The organism is Massilia scottii, from assembly GCF_030846495.1.
Lineage (GTDB): Bacteria > Pseudomonadota > Gammaproteobacteria > Burkholderiales > Burkholderiaceae_D > Telluria_A > Telluria_A violaceinigra.
Genome location: NZ_JAVCWM010000005.1, coordinates 226,846 through 241,941, shown reverse-complemented (window position 1 = coordinate 241,941; position 15,096 = coordinate 226,846). Strand labels below are relative to the sequence as shown.

Here is a 15,096-nt window from a genome sequence, read left to right as displayed (position 1 = left end):
GCCCTCAGAACACGAAGTCGAGCACCGCGCTCGCCAGGTTGACGCGCGGGCGCGCGCTAAAGCCCGGCTGCACGTTGAACAGGGTCCCGCGCGAGTGCTCGCCTGGCCGCACCCGGTCGTACTGGAGCTTGAGGGCGATATTGCGGCGCACGTCCCAGCGCACGCCGGCGCTGGCGGTGGTCTGGGCCGGCACGCTCATCAACAGGTAGTTCAACCCTTCATTGAGCTGCGCAGCCGACGCGGCCAGCGCGGGCGGCAAGCCGTCGAGCGGCAGGCCGGGGTCGCGCGTCGGGCTCCTGGCCTTGGCGCCGGCGAAGGCGATGTAGGGCGTGAACGCGCCGAAGCGGTAGCCGGCGCTGGAATACACGGTAATCGACTTGCCGAAAAAGGAGTGCGTGGTAAAGCGCCCGATTTCGGCCATCGCGAACCAGTTGCCCGGATCGTAGGTGGCGCCAAGGGTCAGGGCGTTGAAGCGCTTGCGTTCGACTTCATACCGATCCGCCAGCGACTCGCCGCGCGGGCCGAACTGGCGCAGGCCGTCGAACAGGTATTCGGCCAGGTCGATCGTCACCTCGCTGCTGAAGGCGCTGATACGCCCGCTCAGGGCGCCGCGTTCGGCGGTGGTCGATACGCCGGTCAGCTTGCGTGCCTTGACCTCGTTGTCATCCAGCAGATCGAGGGTGGTGCCGCCGGCGAATGCCTGGCTGACGAACTTGATGCCATTGGCGCGCCAGCGGTAGCTGACATCGATGCCGTCGCTGTTACTGATCGGGATGGCGCCATACACCTCGACCGGCGTGCGCGCCCATGGGTAGGCGTAGCCGATCTTGCGGTAGTCGGCCGCCAGGAACACCGGCAGCGCGATGCGCCCGAGGCGCACCGACAGGTCGGGCGTGGCCTGGTATTTCACGTTGGCCCATTCGACGATGGGGCGGTAGCTGCGGTCGAGCTGCTGTTCGGCAATCACCTGCACCACGCCCGACCACTGCTTGTTGACGGTGACGCCGAGCTGCGCGCCGAGACGGCTGTCCACATGCGGGCTCCAGGCATCGGTATGGCCGGCGCCGGTGGCCTTGAGCACGCTGGAGCTGAAGTCGGCCTGGCGGTTGTCGGAATGGCTCACCGCGGCCGTGCCGAAGCCGCCGAACGTCCACTTCACGGCATCGGTATCGGCCGCGCGCGCCTCGACGCTGGCCAGCAGCACGACGCCCAGGGCGCAGGCGCGGGTAGCGGCAACATGGGCAGGGCGTGGGTAAAGCTTGTGCATGAATAAAGTCCGGTGGTGCATGCCTTACGGCGGCGCAGCACGGTGGTGCGCGCGCAAGCGAGGAGGCCAGGTGCGGGAGTGGTCGGTTCGTCAGGCTGGCGGGAGCGGGGCCAGCGCGGAGTTCAGACTCGACTTTATAGAGCAGGGTGGCGCTTGTCGATGATTATCCTGCCGGACGTAATCGTCCTGATAACTTGTGGTGCGGAAATGCAACATTCGGTGAGAATTGACTTTGGCCGGGCTTGGGGGCGATACCGAAACGGTGATCGCACGCTGCTAAAAAGTCATTGGCCGGCGCGCGCCGCACGGCCTACCCTGCGTTGGCAGGACAACCACATAACAAGATCGGAGACCCATGTTAAAACCACTACTGACGGCGCTGTGCCTCGCCCTTGCCGCCGCCCCGGCGCTGGCCATCGAACTGGCTGGCGCCAAGGGCGCCCACGACCCTGGCACCATCACCAGGGACGGCGACACCTACTTCAACTTCACCACGAGCGACGAGGGCATCTGGCACTCGACCTCGAAGGACCTGGTGACCTGGTCGCCGCAGAGCAAACCGGTGTTTGCCACCTACCCGGCCTGGATCGCCAACAAGATCCCGGGTTTCAAGGGCTCGATCTGGGCGCCCGACGTGATCCACATGAACGGCTACTACTACCTGTATTACTCGGTGTCGCAATGGGGCTCGACCACGTCGGCGATCGGCGTGGCGCGTTCGGCGTCGCTGAAAAATCCGTCGTGGACCGACCTTGGCATCGTGGTCGAATCGTTCGGCGGGTTCACCGAAATCAACGCGATCGACCCGGCCCTGTTCCGCGACCATGACGGCAAGGTGTATATGTCGTACGGTTCGTTCTTCGGCGGGATCGGGGTGGCGCAGATCAACCAGGCCACCGGCAAGCTGGCCGGCAGCGTGACCAAGGTGCACGGCGGCGGGCATCAGGACATCGAGGCGCCGTACATCACGCGCAATGGCGGCTACTATTACCTGTTCGTCAACCGCGGCGTCTGCTGCAGGCTGGCCGACAGCACCTATTATGTGGAGGTACTGCGCGCGACCAGCATCACAGGGCCGTATTCGGGCGCGCGTACCATTCTTCCCGTCAGCGACGGCAAGTACCGGGGGCCGGGCCACGTGGCGGTGCTCAAGCAGGATGGCTGCAATTTCGTCTCCACGCATTATTACGACCTGACCGACGGAGGAAAAGCCAAGCTGGATATCCTCAAGATGACGTACAGCGGCGGCTGGCCGGGCATGACGCGCAATTTCAGCAGCTTTGCCGGCTGCGGCGGCATCAGCGACGGTGCCTATGCGATCAAGTCGCGCGCCAGCGGCAAGGTGCTGACGGTGGCCGGCGCCGCCACAGCCAACGGCGCGATGGTGCAGCAGGCTGCCGACAGCGGCGCGAAGCACCAGTCGTGGTATGTGATCGGGCAGGGCGATGGGCATTACAGCATCATCAACGCGGGCAGCCTGCGCAGCCTGGATAACTATGGCAACTCCACCACGGCCGGCACGCCTATCGCGCAGTGGGATTACTGGGCCGGCGGCGGGCAGAAATGGCGTTTCGCCAGTCCGGCGGCGGGCTGGCACACGGTGAGCAACCAGTTGAGCGGCATGGCGCTCGATGTCAAGGGCGGCAGCACGCAGGATAATGCGGCCATCATCCAGAACCCGCTCAACAACGCCGCCAGCGAGCAGTGGGCGCTGCAGCGGCGTTAGCGCGCTACCGGAGGCTGCGCGGACGGCGACGTCCGGCAGTCGTCCGGCATGGAACCGGGCCGTATATCGGGCAAGCACTCAGATAGCGCGCTTTTTTTGATATCCGAGTAACCATCTCAGGAAAATCCAGCCACCGAACAGCCCTGACTGGACCAGTACTTTGTCTCCAACATCACTGGGCGTTGAATTTCCCGCCGCCCAGATATACCCAAGATACGCGATGATCAACGTCGCAGTGACGGTTTTTCCGAGTTTATTGCATATCGGCGTGCCGCATAACGGACAGGAACGTTGCGCCCGCAGCGACAACTCCACCCTTGAAAATATTGCACCTCTGCATGAGGGACACTTTCCACATAGAGGCATGCGCATATCTCCCGATTAAGCGGCGCACCGGCTGCAGCTATTGGCCATGGTTTCTCCGGCTCTTCGGTTCATCGGCACCAACATCAATGGAGAAGGGCAGCTCTCAAGTAACCAAACCGTTGGCATTGGCATTGGCATTGGACAGCATCGCCGATTTCGGGTTTAGTTCAAATCCCAGTGCTGTGGCGCGCCGTTTCAGGGCGGCGATGCTGCGCTGGAGTTGTTGTTCTTCGTAGTTCTGCTGTCCTCGGTCCACAAATTCCTCGCCGCGCGTAAGCATGAAGTAGAACATGCGGGCGAGTTTGTGCGCGACGGCCGTGTTGGCGCGTGGCTTGTCCATGCGCGAACACAGCCGACGGTAATAGCCGCCCAGCGCCGAATCCGAATGCGACAGCGCCATGGCGGCCATCTTGAACGTTTGTCGCGCTCGATTGGCCGATCGTTTGGTGGCGCACGCCAGGACTTTGCCGCCGCTGATCTTGGTGCCCGGACTCAATCCGAGCCAGGAACAGAAATGCTTGACCGTTTCGAACCGGCGCAGGTCGGGCCCAATCTCGGACAGCAGTTTCATCACGGAAGTTACGCCCAGACCATTGATGCGCGTCAGGTCGACACCGGCCCAGTTGGCCATAGCCTGACGCACGCCGAACTCGGTGCGGGCCAGGGAGCCGGCGCGCGGTGGCTTGCCGATATCAATTTTTGCGCGGCCACGCTCGTCGAGAAGCGCGTCAAGTTTTGCGTCGCACTGGGCCAAGTGGCGCGCCAGATCGTCGTACATCGAAAGCGCCTGGCCCAGCACAAACAGATGCTCGTCGCGCCAGTTGCCGGTCAGCGCCTTAAGCACGTCTTCCTCGCTCGCCTTGACCCTGCGGTGACGCAGCTTGGCCAGCGCCTTGGGGGCACGTTCGCCGGCGACGATGGCCCGGATGATCGCTTGACCGGTCATGCCCATAATGTCGCTGAGTACTTCTGTGAGCTGGATATTCATCTCGATCAGTGTTTTTTGCATGCGCTGGACCCAGCTTGCCTGTTCAGCCAACAATACTTCGCGTTGTCGAGCGATGGCCCGTACCACACACACCTCGCCGGCGGGGCGCCAGGCGGCGCGCAACAAGCCAAAGCTCATCAACGTTTGCAACCACTGGCAGTCCTGCACGTCGCTTTTGCGCCCGGGCACATATTTCAATTGCCGCGCATCGACCAGCCATACCGTCAACCCGCGTTGTTCCAACACCTCGAATACCGGAATCCAGTACACGCCGGTCGATTCCAGCGCGACGACGTCGACGCCACACGACAACAGCCAGTCGGCCATCGCCTGCAGGTCGCCGGTCATGGCGCCGAACTCACGCACGGAATCGGTCGCCGCGTCCGCCGGCACCGCCACAAAATGACTGGAACCGCCGACATCGATGCCGGCGGCGTTGGGAAATACCACCTCGTTCCGTTTGCGCTTAACCATGATCTGCTCCACAATCGTTAATGAACGACAGCGCCGTGGGAAGCGTCGAATTCGACTCAATCTCTCAAACGGGATGCGGCTCGCGCCGCTCACCAATGTCACCGACGACTCCCGGACCATGCTCAGAACCGGGCTCGCTTTGCGGCGCTGCAGAACGCCGCGAGCTCGCACCAATGGCGGGTCGGTCATCTTGGCGCTGTCGTTCTCGTTGTAGTCCATTTCCGTTACTTTGGGAACACCGGGCATATGCATGGGCTTGGGATACTCAGAAGAATTGAAACACCCCCCAGCCAACGGCGACAATGTTGGTCACCCAAAAAAGGAGTTTTTCGTCATGGGCCAACCGGTGATAAATCGGCTTGCCGGACGATTCGTTGGCTCTGAGATCAGCAATTATCCCGGCCCAGACGACTGCGAGCAAGAGATTTCCGATCGGATTTTTAAGCCCGATCATCCATGGCGCCAGAAGCAGGATCAGCCCAAGCACCGGGGCGAACAGCCCCCGAAACCAGTTGCCGCCAGCTGTACTTTGCTTTAACAAGCGGTAGCCCCAGAAAATGCTGTAACAATAGACCAGCGGCGTCATATAGTGCATGGATAGAAACCGTATACAACCGACGACGTATTAATAACCCAGGTAATAATATCCACGATTAATATTCCCGATGCTTTTGCCATATGCGCAAGGGGACCGCCAACCATCCCGAAGACTGCGACGCCCACACAGGCATTCACTGCAAGTTCGAGCACCACGATGAGGAAAATGAGGTGGATAATCACAAACAAACCAACGGCGATTGCAATCCCGCCGCCAAAAGCAAAGAAAGCATACAGGGCAGCTGAGAGCCCGATCAGCCCGAAGCCGGCAAAGAGCAGTTCGCCGCCATTGGCGCCGCCGGCGATCTTGTACGCGCCCGCGCCAGTCAAGGGGTCGAGCACGACGTAGCCGCTACCGGTCCAGCCACCCACGCTCACGTCCGCCGCATGGACGGTGACTTCCTTCCCCGCAGAGAGCGCATCGCTGATTTCATGCTTCACATCCTGAGCGATCGCCAGACTCTGTAAAATCGACGCATGCAGCGTTCGATTGCCTTGGGTGAGCGTATAGATTTTTTGCCCTTGGGATGCAGCAAGCACTAACGCCTTGATGGCAGACACCCCCTGTGGCTGACGGCTATCGTTGCGTGGCAAATTCTGACTGGCGAACATCATTTCGGGTATGGAATGCTCCGCCGAGGATGCGAGCGAGCCGGCTTGCCGCATGAACCGCACCACCGACGCATTGTCGTCGTCGTTGGCCGCCACGTGATAGCGCAAATAGTCCACGTCCATGGTCACGCCAGGAAAACCAACGCTACGTACCATACCAAAGAAATAGTGGGGCTGGGCCGTTGTAAAGAAGCGGCCATAGCTTGGCAAGCGATAGGACTTGACCTCGCCAGCGCCCAGTGCGGCGAGCCGGTCGTTGCTGTCGACCAGGGCAAAATAGGCCAAAATGCCACTGTGCTGGATATCTCCCGCCAGGTCTTCCTTGGTTAAACCGCTGATTGGCGTCTTGTCGCCTGGGTTGAGCTGGTACTTGGCGCCGAGCGCCTTGGTTGCATCGAGTCTGGCCTGATGACTTTTCAACTGCGATTCACCGATCCCCTGTAAATCGAGACCAATGGCGTTGAATTCGCCGACCGTAATATCATTGTCGTCGCCGCCATCCCAGGAAGCGTTCGCCGGGTTGAAGTACTGATTCGACTGTCTTACCATGCTGCCCATGGTGAAGTTGCCGGCCGTTTGCGCCACAAGCTGGCCATCGATGCGGAATTCCGCTTTTAATTTAATCAGATAGGCAGGCAAAGTCGACGGCAGTTCGCTCATCTGAATGGGCGTGCCATCGGCGTGGGGTTTCGGCATGTAGCTGTTGATCAGCTCCTGATCCGCAGGGCTTGCGGGTGCAAAGCTCAGGGTGATCTTCTTCCCGGCAAGTCGAGCAGTGGTTTGATCGATTTCAATGATCGGGCTGCTGCTGTCGCTCAAATTATCGGCGGCATAGATGTTTGTCTTGAAGCGCCATCTCAGGTTGTCCGGCAAAGTCTGAAAGGTATTGGCGGTCAAGGTGGTTTTGTAGGCAAGCGTGCCCAGCAAGACGGTATTGTTTTCCGCCTTGATGGTTTGCATTCCCACGACATCGCCAACGGTGGCGCCGGACTTCTGGCTGCTGATATACGTCTTCAGCCGGGTCTGGTATGCGGCATACTGTGCCTGCGCGGCGCCCTGGTTCAGATTCTGAACGTATCCTTGCGCCTCGTCGACGGTCGCGCCTTGCAGGATTTGGGCGGTAAACTCCTCGCCGTTAACAGGCACATTGGCCTTGATATCCATACCTTTGGTAAACGTATACTGCTTGAAACTGGCGTCGACCGGGACCCACGTGTCGGGCGTCTTGTTGACCGCGCCGCGGCTGGGAATATAGTCGACATAGGCTTGCACCCAGACGTGCTCCATCCGGATCGCCTTGACCGTCCCGCCCGACACCAGGGCGACATTCGGGATGCCGCCCTGTCCCAACAGATTCTGCGCCGCTGCGGGCTTGCCGACGCCGCCAACCCAGTTCATGACCTGTGCTGCCGGAACCTCGATGGTGCCATAAGCATAGCGGGCCGGAATCCCGCTGGCCCGATACAGCGCGATCAGCAGCGACGCCGTATCGAACGCGTTGCCGCGTTTGTTCGCCAGGGTCATGTCACTACCCTGGATGCTTCCATACGATGGGATGAACGCGATATTGTTGCGCACCCAGTTGTAGATCGCGACGGGATTTTTGTTCAGCGCTGCCGCCTTATCGCGGATTGCCTGCGTCATCTGGATATCGTCCGTCTCGGCCAGATCGGCCGCATTCGGGAGCGCCGGGAGAACGGTCTGGACGAACTGCAAGTTGGCTGGAATAGCGCCGGCCAGCATCACATCGTCATGTTTGGGTGGAAACAGGCTGGCCTGGAATTGTTCCGTCGTCGTATGCGGGGCGCGTACCGTGTTGCCGGGCATTCCAAATGGCAGTTTTTTCGGATTCGTGTATTGGTGCGGCTGCTTGTTCGTTTGCCTGGACAGGTAGGCGCCGAGGTCGGCCATGGCCGTCAGTTGCTTGCTGCTATTGTCCGATTCCTTCTCCAGCGCCGTCATCAAGCGACTGAACTCCGCCTTGCGGCTTTGGTACTGTCCGAAGGCCGCAGCCTGGCGGTTCTGGATTTCCGCCGGCAGCTTCAGGGTCTTGAGACGCTGCGCGGTACTTGCGAAGCCATCGTCGATGCTCGCGTACAAGGTCTTCAATTGCGCATGCTTTGCGCGGATATTTGTCGCTTTCGCCGCAATGTCCCTGCCTGCGCCGGCTTGCATGGCGTGCTGCGCATTCGTGCCGAACGCCGTCTGCGGCGCTGCCGCTTTCAGGTCGTCGTGGATGTCCGACAGTAACTGGGCGAAACGTTCGTCAGGACCGCCCCCATCACGCTTCGGTTGCTGGCTCACTGCCGCCATGCCGGCAGCGGGCGCGAGCAGCCCTGCTTTTTCAGCGGCATCGTATGCATTTTGCGCCCGTGCCAGGGGAGCAAGCGTCAGGTTCGTCAGCGCGACCATGACGAACGTGGACGTGGCACGCTGAAAATTCAAGTTGCGGAACATCGGGACTTCCTTATTGATTAACGTAATTTGATTCTTTAACCGGTATAACGCGAAAGAGTGCGCGTCAAACCGGGGAGGCGCAGGGCTTCCCCGGTTCGACTTTGTCCACCGGGCACTCAGTTCTTTGCCGCCTGGCTCCAGCGCCACTGCGCTTCCCGCACAATCCGATGGAGACTGTCTTGTACCGGACGGGTGTTCACGGTGGGCAATCCGGACAGTTGATCGATAACGTCGAGCAACTGGGCAATGGCGTCGTCGTATCCTGCCGCCGTGTTCAGGTTGAAAGCGCTCATGGCAACAGTGACGTCGGCCGCCAGCTTGTCGCGCAGATTGCTGTCCTTGCGGGCCAGCGGCGCGTAGGCCATCAGGGCAGCCCTGGCCTGGGCCGCGCTCTTGGTGGCGTCGACCACGTTGAGCGTCAATACCAGCGGGTCGCCAAACGGCGCCGCGCTGCCCGAGGCAGGATCGACCAGGCTCACCACCGTGCGCAGCACGGCGGGACCAGCCGCCGGAGGCGCCCGGAAGCTCAGCAGGCCGTCCCAGCTTTGCTGCGCGTCCAGACTGACAAGCCAGGACAGGGCACCGGTGCCGGCATCGACGCTGGCGTCAGGGCTCGACCCCAGATACGCCGAGTTGAGCGGCAAGACACTGTTGATCGAGAACGCGGCGGCCGGCCCCCGATTGTTGAGCGCAAGCTTGACCGGCACCACGGCACCCGGGATGACGATGTCCGCCGGCGCCGTCTGCACGTGCTTCAGGCTCGTTTCGAGCACTGCCTGCCACTGCGCATATGCCCGCAGGCTGAACGGCAAGTCGAAGGTGTATTGCACGACCCGGCCGGCGCCGAACTGGTTGCCGATGATGGCGGCGCCATCGGCTCCGCGTCCCGCGTTGAAGGCGGCGTGCTGGGTCCCGCCGGCGAGCAGCACGCGGCCGCTGCGGCCAACCGTTGCCAGCTGTTGTACGCTGAAGACCGGCCCGGCGATATCGACATTCAAGTCTGGCGTGCCGTATTTGCCATTCCAGCGTATCCCCGCCATCGCATCGAGCCCGTTGCGCTGATCGTGCTCGCTATCGATCAGCGCGCTATCACCGCCGAACACCGCTTGCTTGAGTTCGTTGGCGAGCTGGCCATGCAATTTGCCTTGCTTACCCGACAGCCAGTACGTGTTGTACAGGCCGCTACGCAGTGCTTTCTTGAATGCCAGCTCGTCGCTGACGATGGTATGCGTGACCCTGGCCGCCTCCAGCGCCTGGGCGATGGTCTGGGCACGCGCGCTCAGGCAGGCAGCACCCGGCTTGGTATCGTCCTCGCCCTCGCGGCAGGAAACCAGGGCCAGCACCCGGTTGACCGGCTGGCGCGTCTGGGTGCTGTCGAGCGTGATGACGCGCAACGCCACCTGGGCCAGCGTAAGATCCTTGGCGCCGACGCGCGCGCTCAGTACCGCAACATAGTTGCCGCCGGTGCCGGCCAGCGCCACCCATTCAGACGTGCCTTCGTAGACACCACCGATCGCCAGGGTGCCCGCATACGGATAGCTTGCAACGACCTGCTGCAGGTCCGGATCGATAATGCTGACCGTCATCGGCAGGCCGACCAGGGCGGCATTGCCGTTATTGGTCGCGTTAAAGGCAAGCTTGATCGTTTGCCCGCTGGCGGCGGAGGCGGGAGCGGCAGTGATCGATCCGGTCAGTCCGGCACCGCTGTCGGCGCTGGAAGCTACCGAGAACGTCGTGAGCGCCTGTGCCAGCACGCTTCCATCGGCCCTGGTCACCGTGACCGTCGCCGTATAGCGGCCGATGGCAGCCCAACCGAGCGCAACGCTGTACGCATAGTCCTTGACCCCGCTTGGCGGCAATTGCGCCAGCACTTCGGTGCGCGTCATGCGCACGCTGTTGTCCGGATTGCGCACGACGGTCTGGATCCGCAGATCGTCGATACTGGCATTGACCAGCTGGTTGACCAACAGGTCGGACAGGCGCACCGTCTCGAACGGCTGGTAGACCTGTTTGTCGCTGACAATGGCCACCTTGGCATTCTGGCCGGCGGCGGCGCCGATGGCGAACGAACTGGTCCCGCTGGCGACGACCTTGCCGGCCGGGTCGAGCAGTTCCGCCAGAATCTTGTAATTGCCCACGTACGTCGTTCCGCTCGGGAACGATAGCGCGCCGAAGAGCTTGACGGCGCCAGCCTCCACGGTCTGCGCGGGCAGGGTGCCGACCATGGCGACGAAGGCGTTGCTGCTGTCTAAAATGGACAAGCGCACGGCGGTACTGCCGCTCGCGGCGCTCAGATTTTTTACCGCGCTGCTGATCAGCACCGGCTCGTTCGGCCCATACAGCGCTTTATCGCTGCTCGGCGTGACCTGGTAGACCGATGGATGGACGTTGACGAATTGCGCACCGAGTTCGGTGCGCACCGGATTGCCGTTGACATCCTTGTAGAGCAGTTCGAGTTTGGACACCACCTCGCGGCGCTCGCCGCCGACCGGGTTCTTGAAGACGATGTCGAAACTCAGGTCTTTCGTGATATCGGCTGGAAAGGCGGCAAAGCCCCACTCGATCACCGTGCGCCCATTGGCCGTGGTGACGCTTTGCGGCGGCGTGACGAACGAGGCGGGATCGACGGCAATATCGCTGGCATTGAGCGTCTGGATCAGGCGGACATCGACCAGGATCGGCGTGCGCACGGGAGTCGCATTGCCGCCCCTGACCTCGAAACGCCACACGCCCGGCACGCCCACATTGCTCGTTTCGACGAGCGTCAGGATGGCTGCCGTGCCGGAATCGGCATGGCGGAAAAAATTCTTGCCGTCACCGGCGTCATAGCCCATCTGGGCCGGGGTACCGCCCAAGCCGTCCGTGCCCCCGCTGGCGCCGCCCGTGGTCCATTCCAGCCGGCTGTAGCGGTATTCGATGTCGAAATCGCCCTCAGCAACGTCTTTCCGGTCGGTAAGGACCATCTGGAATGCATTGAGCTTGTTGACGCCATTGCTGTAGTAACCGACGTCATGCCAGGTGACGATGAATTTGCCGGCAAGCGCGGTGCTGTAATAGACATTGTTTCGCAATGGATCGCTTAGCGTGCCGCGCGTGTCGACATCGCCCCAATACGCAGCCAGCATTGGCAGATTGGTGACCGGAAACGGTACCGGGGTATACGGACCATGCCCGGCACTGAAGGTGATGTTGCCGTTGTTGTTGATATAGCCGGTCTTGTAGGTTCCGGAAAACAGCTTGAGACCGTGCGGGAAGCCGGCGCCAAATGCGATGCTGGCCGACGAGCCGTCGTCGTTGCGCCCCATGGCCAGGTTACCGAAACCGGAGTCGCCGCCCAGGCCTGTGATCAGCTCGGCCGCGCCGGCGTGACAGGGCGCGAGCATGCACGCCAGGCCGACGACCGCGAGCAGGGTGGCGCGGGTGACGGCCGCGCCCAGGCGGGCGATCAAGCCGAGGGCCGCGGCGCAGCGGAAGAAACCGGTGCGCGCCGATACAGTGTTGAAACGTTGTGCGGTCATCATTTTTGCTCCACTCCCTTCAATTCCAGGTGAATCCGTATCCGCTTGTCGCCATCCGGGGTCACGCTGGTCGGCGTGATCTTCTGGGTGACGCCGACCCGGATGCCGGGAGCGACCTGTACTTCACCATTGGCAAGCACCTGGGGCACCGGATCTCCCGTGGCCGACAGCACCACCGGGTACACCCCGGCCGCCGTGAAGCGGTGGGCGAAGGGACCGAGGGTGACCGATCCCAGCATGTCGTTGGGCTGCAGGGTGATGCTGCCTTCCTCTTCTTTCAGCACGGCGCCGCCCGGCGCCATGAAGGCATAGCGGAACGGGATGGTGACCGGCTGGTTCGACTGATGGATCGCCTCGACCTTGAATTGCATCTGCTCGGTGGCCTCGAAAACGCTGTACGCCGGCACCGGAACTATGCTCAAGCGCAAAACCTTGCGGCTTGCCGCGATCGTGAAGGAGGACGTGCGCTCGGCCAGTACGGTCTTGCCGCCGGTGCTGGCGTTGCTGGTGAAGATGCGTGCCTTGAATTGATACACGCCGGGCGCATGCGCCAGGGTCGACCATTTGACATCGACCGCGGTCGTGCTGTTGGGGGCGAGCATGAAATTTTCCTGCGCAACGCCGTCGGCGTCGATCCGGACCGCTTGCTGCATGCCGATAACCTGGCCTTGCGGATCGAAGATCGTGATGTCGATCACCGCATTCTCCACCGGTGTCGCGGCCGTATTGGCGATCTCCATTTTCAGGACGGCCGGCGCATGCGCTGGATAGGCAGGCTGGTCGCTGACAAGCATGCTGAAGCTTGGATTGCCGGCGCCGTCGAGCGCCAGCGTTTTATCGAAGCGGTATTCGCCGGCTGCCGGAAAACTGGCGGCCACGGTTTCGCTGGCATAGCCGGACGCGCTAAAGCGCAAGGTCGTGCCGCCAGGGGCCAGGCCGTCGATGCGATAGTCGCCATTGCTGTCGGTCTGGGTGGTGAGCGCGGCGCCGACCACCGTGACGGTGGCCTGCGCGATGGCCTTGCCGGACTGGATGTCGCTCAGACGGCCGGCCAGGGCGACCGTGGTCAGCGTCTTGCTAAAGCCAAGCACCTGGAAATCATTCGTGCTGCCGGGGGCGACCAGCACCGTGGCAAACAGTTTGCTCGTGTATCCCGGCTTGGAAAAACTGACGGCATAGGTTCCGGCGGCAACATTCACCATGCTGAATCTGCCGTCCTGGCCGCTCACTGCGGTTTTGCCGGTTGCGCCGACGCTGATCGTCACCCCCGGCAGTGGCGCCAGGGAAGTCTGATCGACCGCCTGCCCGATCAGGGTGCCTGCCGTGTCCGCCGGATCGCCGGGCAGGGACAGGGTCGGGCTGAACATCAGTGTCTCGCCGGCAACCACGGTGCCGCTGGCACTGACGCTCGCGAAACCGGGCTTGGCGGCGACAATCGTCACCGGGCCGGGGGCCAGGCCGGTGAGCGCATAGGAGCCGTCGGCCAGGGTATGGGTACTGGCATTCGCACTGCCCGCCACGCTGATCACGACGTCACGCAGCAAGCTGTTGCCCGCCTTGTCCCGGACGACGCCTTTGAGCACGCCGCTGGTCTGCGCCACGGTCAGGGCGATCGCGCCCAGGTCGGTCGTGGTTCCTGCGCGCAGGGCGAACGGCACGCTACGGGGCGCATAGCCGGCGCCGGTCAGGACACCGATATAATTTCCGGCGGGAACTTCAGAAAAGCTGAGCTGGCCGGTGGCGTCGCTGAGCGAGGGGGCGATTGCCGTCCCTTGCAACTGCGCCATGGCGCCTGCAACGGCCTGCCCGGTCGCGCCGTCAACGACACGCATGGCAACGCGTCCGGTGGTCACGACCGGCTGCGCCTTGGCCGCCAGGGCGCGCAGGGCCAGTGCCGTCGCGTACGGATCGGCGCCCCAGTCGCCATCGAGCGCTTGCTGTGATAACAGATAGGATTTCACGGTGGTTTGCAGCGCCGCGTCGCTGACGCTGCCGATCAAGGCCAGGTAGACGGCGGACGTTTCAGCAACGCTGCCCCAGCTTCCATCGGCACCCTGACGCGCCAGCAGCCATGCATTTACCCGGTTCAAGGCATTCAAGGCGGCGGTATGATTGCCGTTCGCTTGCAATGCCAGCGCCACGGTCGAGGTGATGTACGCATTCGGCGCGTCCGGCGCCATGCCGAATGCGCCGTCGGCTTGTTGTGTCGCGAGCAAGTAATTCACCGCGGCGCCAGGCATGGAAGGCGGGGTGTTCTTCGACTGGTTCAACGCCAGCAAGACCCAGGCGGTATCGAGAGGATTGCTGGCAAATCCGCGCGCGCCGCCGAACCCGCCGTCGGCATTTTGACGCGTCGTCAGTTCGATCAGCGATGCGGAAGCCGGCACCAGCGCCGTTGGGAGGCTGAGGACTTTTCGGGCCAGGTATTCGGTAACCTCGTCGGGCTCGCCGGCAATGATGCCGGCCAGCGCGGGCGACGCGAACGAACGCAATGTCAGGGTGGTATTGGCTTCACTACGGGCTTGCATCGGAGTGGCAACGGAGCTCGCTTCGCTCAGCAAGGCGCCGTTGGCACTGATTTGCGCCTGCAGCCAGGCCGCGCCGCGCGCGACAGCCGGATTTTCCTGCGCCGCTGCCGGGATAACGGCCATTGCCGCAAGCATGGCAAGGGGCCCGGCGATCCATGCGAGCGCGCGCGCAAGACTGCCTGCACGAGGGCGCGGCGGCGACGATTGCCGACCGGCGCGGCGGGACGATTGCGGTGTAACGCAGCCCCGTATTCTTGTAAGCATATCCATCGCTATCATCCCCATTTTTTGAGGGGGCAAGGTTAGCACATAAGCATCAAAATAATTGACAAACAACAATCTTTATTTCGTATTTGACATCCGCATGTCTTTACTGTTAGCAAATCTGCTTGATAATCCATAAACCAGGCTGGGGTAGGGAAACCAGCGGACGAACGCGGCAGGTTCAGGCGGGGTGCCGCGCACCGGCACGGCCATCAACAGCGCGTGCGGCTGTTTGCCACGGCGGCAGGTGACAGGCGTGCATTCGCAAGATGGCAGAAAGGATGCGGGCGCCGCTGTCC

General features: G+C 62.3%; 7 protein-coding genes. 1 reads left to right on the top strand and 6 read right to left on the bottom strand.

The genetic code is table 11. The annotated features are described in order from the left end of the window. Nucleotides 1-4: 4 nt before the first annotated feature. Complete coding sequence (locus RBA41_RS08790) at nucleotides 5-1,267, bottom strand: hypothetical protein (protein ID WP_306623137.1); 1,263 nt, start codon at nucleotides 1,265-1,267, stop codon at nucleotides 5-7. A gap of 355 nt (nucleotides 1,268-1,622) precedes the next feature. Between RBA41_RS08790 and RBA41_RS08785 the strand changes: the two genes are divergently transcribed. Next, the gene (locus RBA41_RS08785) at nucleotides 1,623-2,993 is read left to right on the top strand and encodes a family 43 glycosylhydrolase (RefSeq protein WP_306623136.1); all 1,371 of its coding nucleotides are present in this window, start codon (nucleotides 1,623-1,625) and stop codon (nucleotides 2,991-2,993) included. Between the two features lie 469 nt (nucleotides 2,994-3,462). On the opposite strand, the gene RBA41_RS08780 is transcribed toward RBA41_RS08785, so the two are convergent. From RBA41_RS08780 to RBA41_RS08760, 5 genes are all read right to left on the bottom strand, one after another. Further along, nucleotides 3,463-4,821, bottom strand: coding sequence for an IS110 family RNA-guided transposase (locus tag RBA41_RS08780; protein WP_306623350.1), 1,359 nt, complete (start codon nucleotides 4,819-4,821; stop codon nucleotides 3,463-3,465). Between the two features lie 265 nt (nucleotides 4,822-5,086). Continuing rightward, nucleotides 5,087-5,416, bottom strand: a complete 330-nt coding sequence (locus tag RBA41_RS08775) for a hypothetical protein (protein ID WP_306623134.1) — start codon at nucleotides 5,414-5,416, stop codon at nucleotides 5,087-5,089. Further along, nucleotides 5,404-8,487: a transglutaminase-like domain-containing protein gene (locus RBA41_RS08770; protein WP_306623131.1), complete on the bottom strand. Its 3,084-nt coding sequence runs from the start codon at nucleotides 8,485-8,487 to the stop codon at nucleotides 5,404-5,406. Before RBA41_RS08770 ends, RBA41_RS08775 begins: the two co-directional genes overlap by 13 nt. Before the next feature lie 116 nt (nucleotides 8,488-8,603). After that, nucleotides 8,604-12,008, bottom strand: a complete 3,405-nt coding sequence (locus RBA41_RS08765) for a nidogen-like domain-containing protein (protein WP_306623128.1) — start codon at nucleotides 12,006-12,008, stop codon at nucleotides 8,604-8,606. Further along, nucleotides 12,005-14,668: an MSCRAMM family protein gene (locus RBA41_RS08760; RefSeq protein WP_306623126.1), complete on the bottom strand. Its 2,664-nt coding sequence runs from the start codon at nucleotides 14,666-14,668 to the stop codon at nucleotides 12,005-12,007. The genes RBA41_RS08765 and RBA41_RS08760 overlap by 4 nt, the downstream gene beginning before the upstream one ends. Nucleotides 14,669-15,096: the final 428 nt, after the last annotated feature.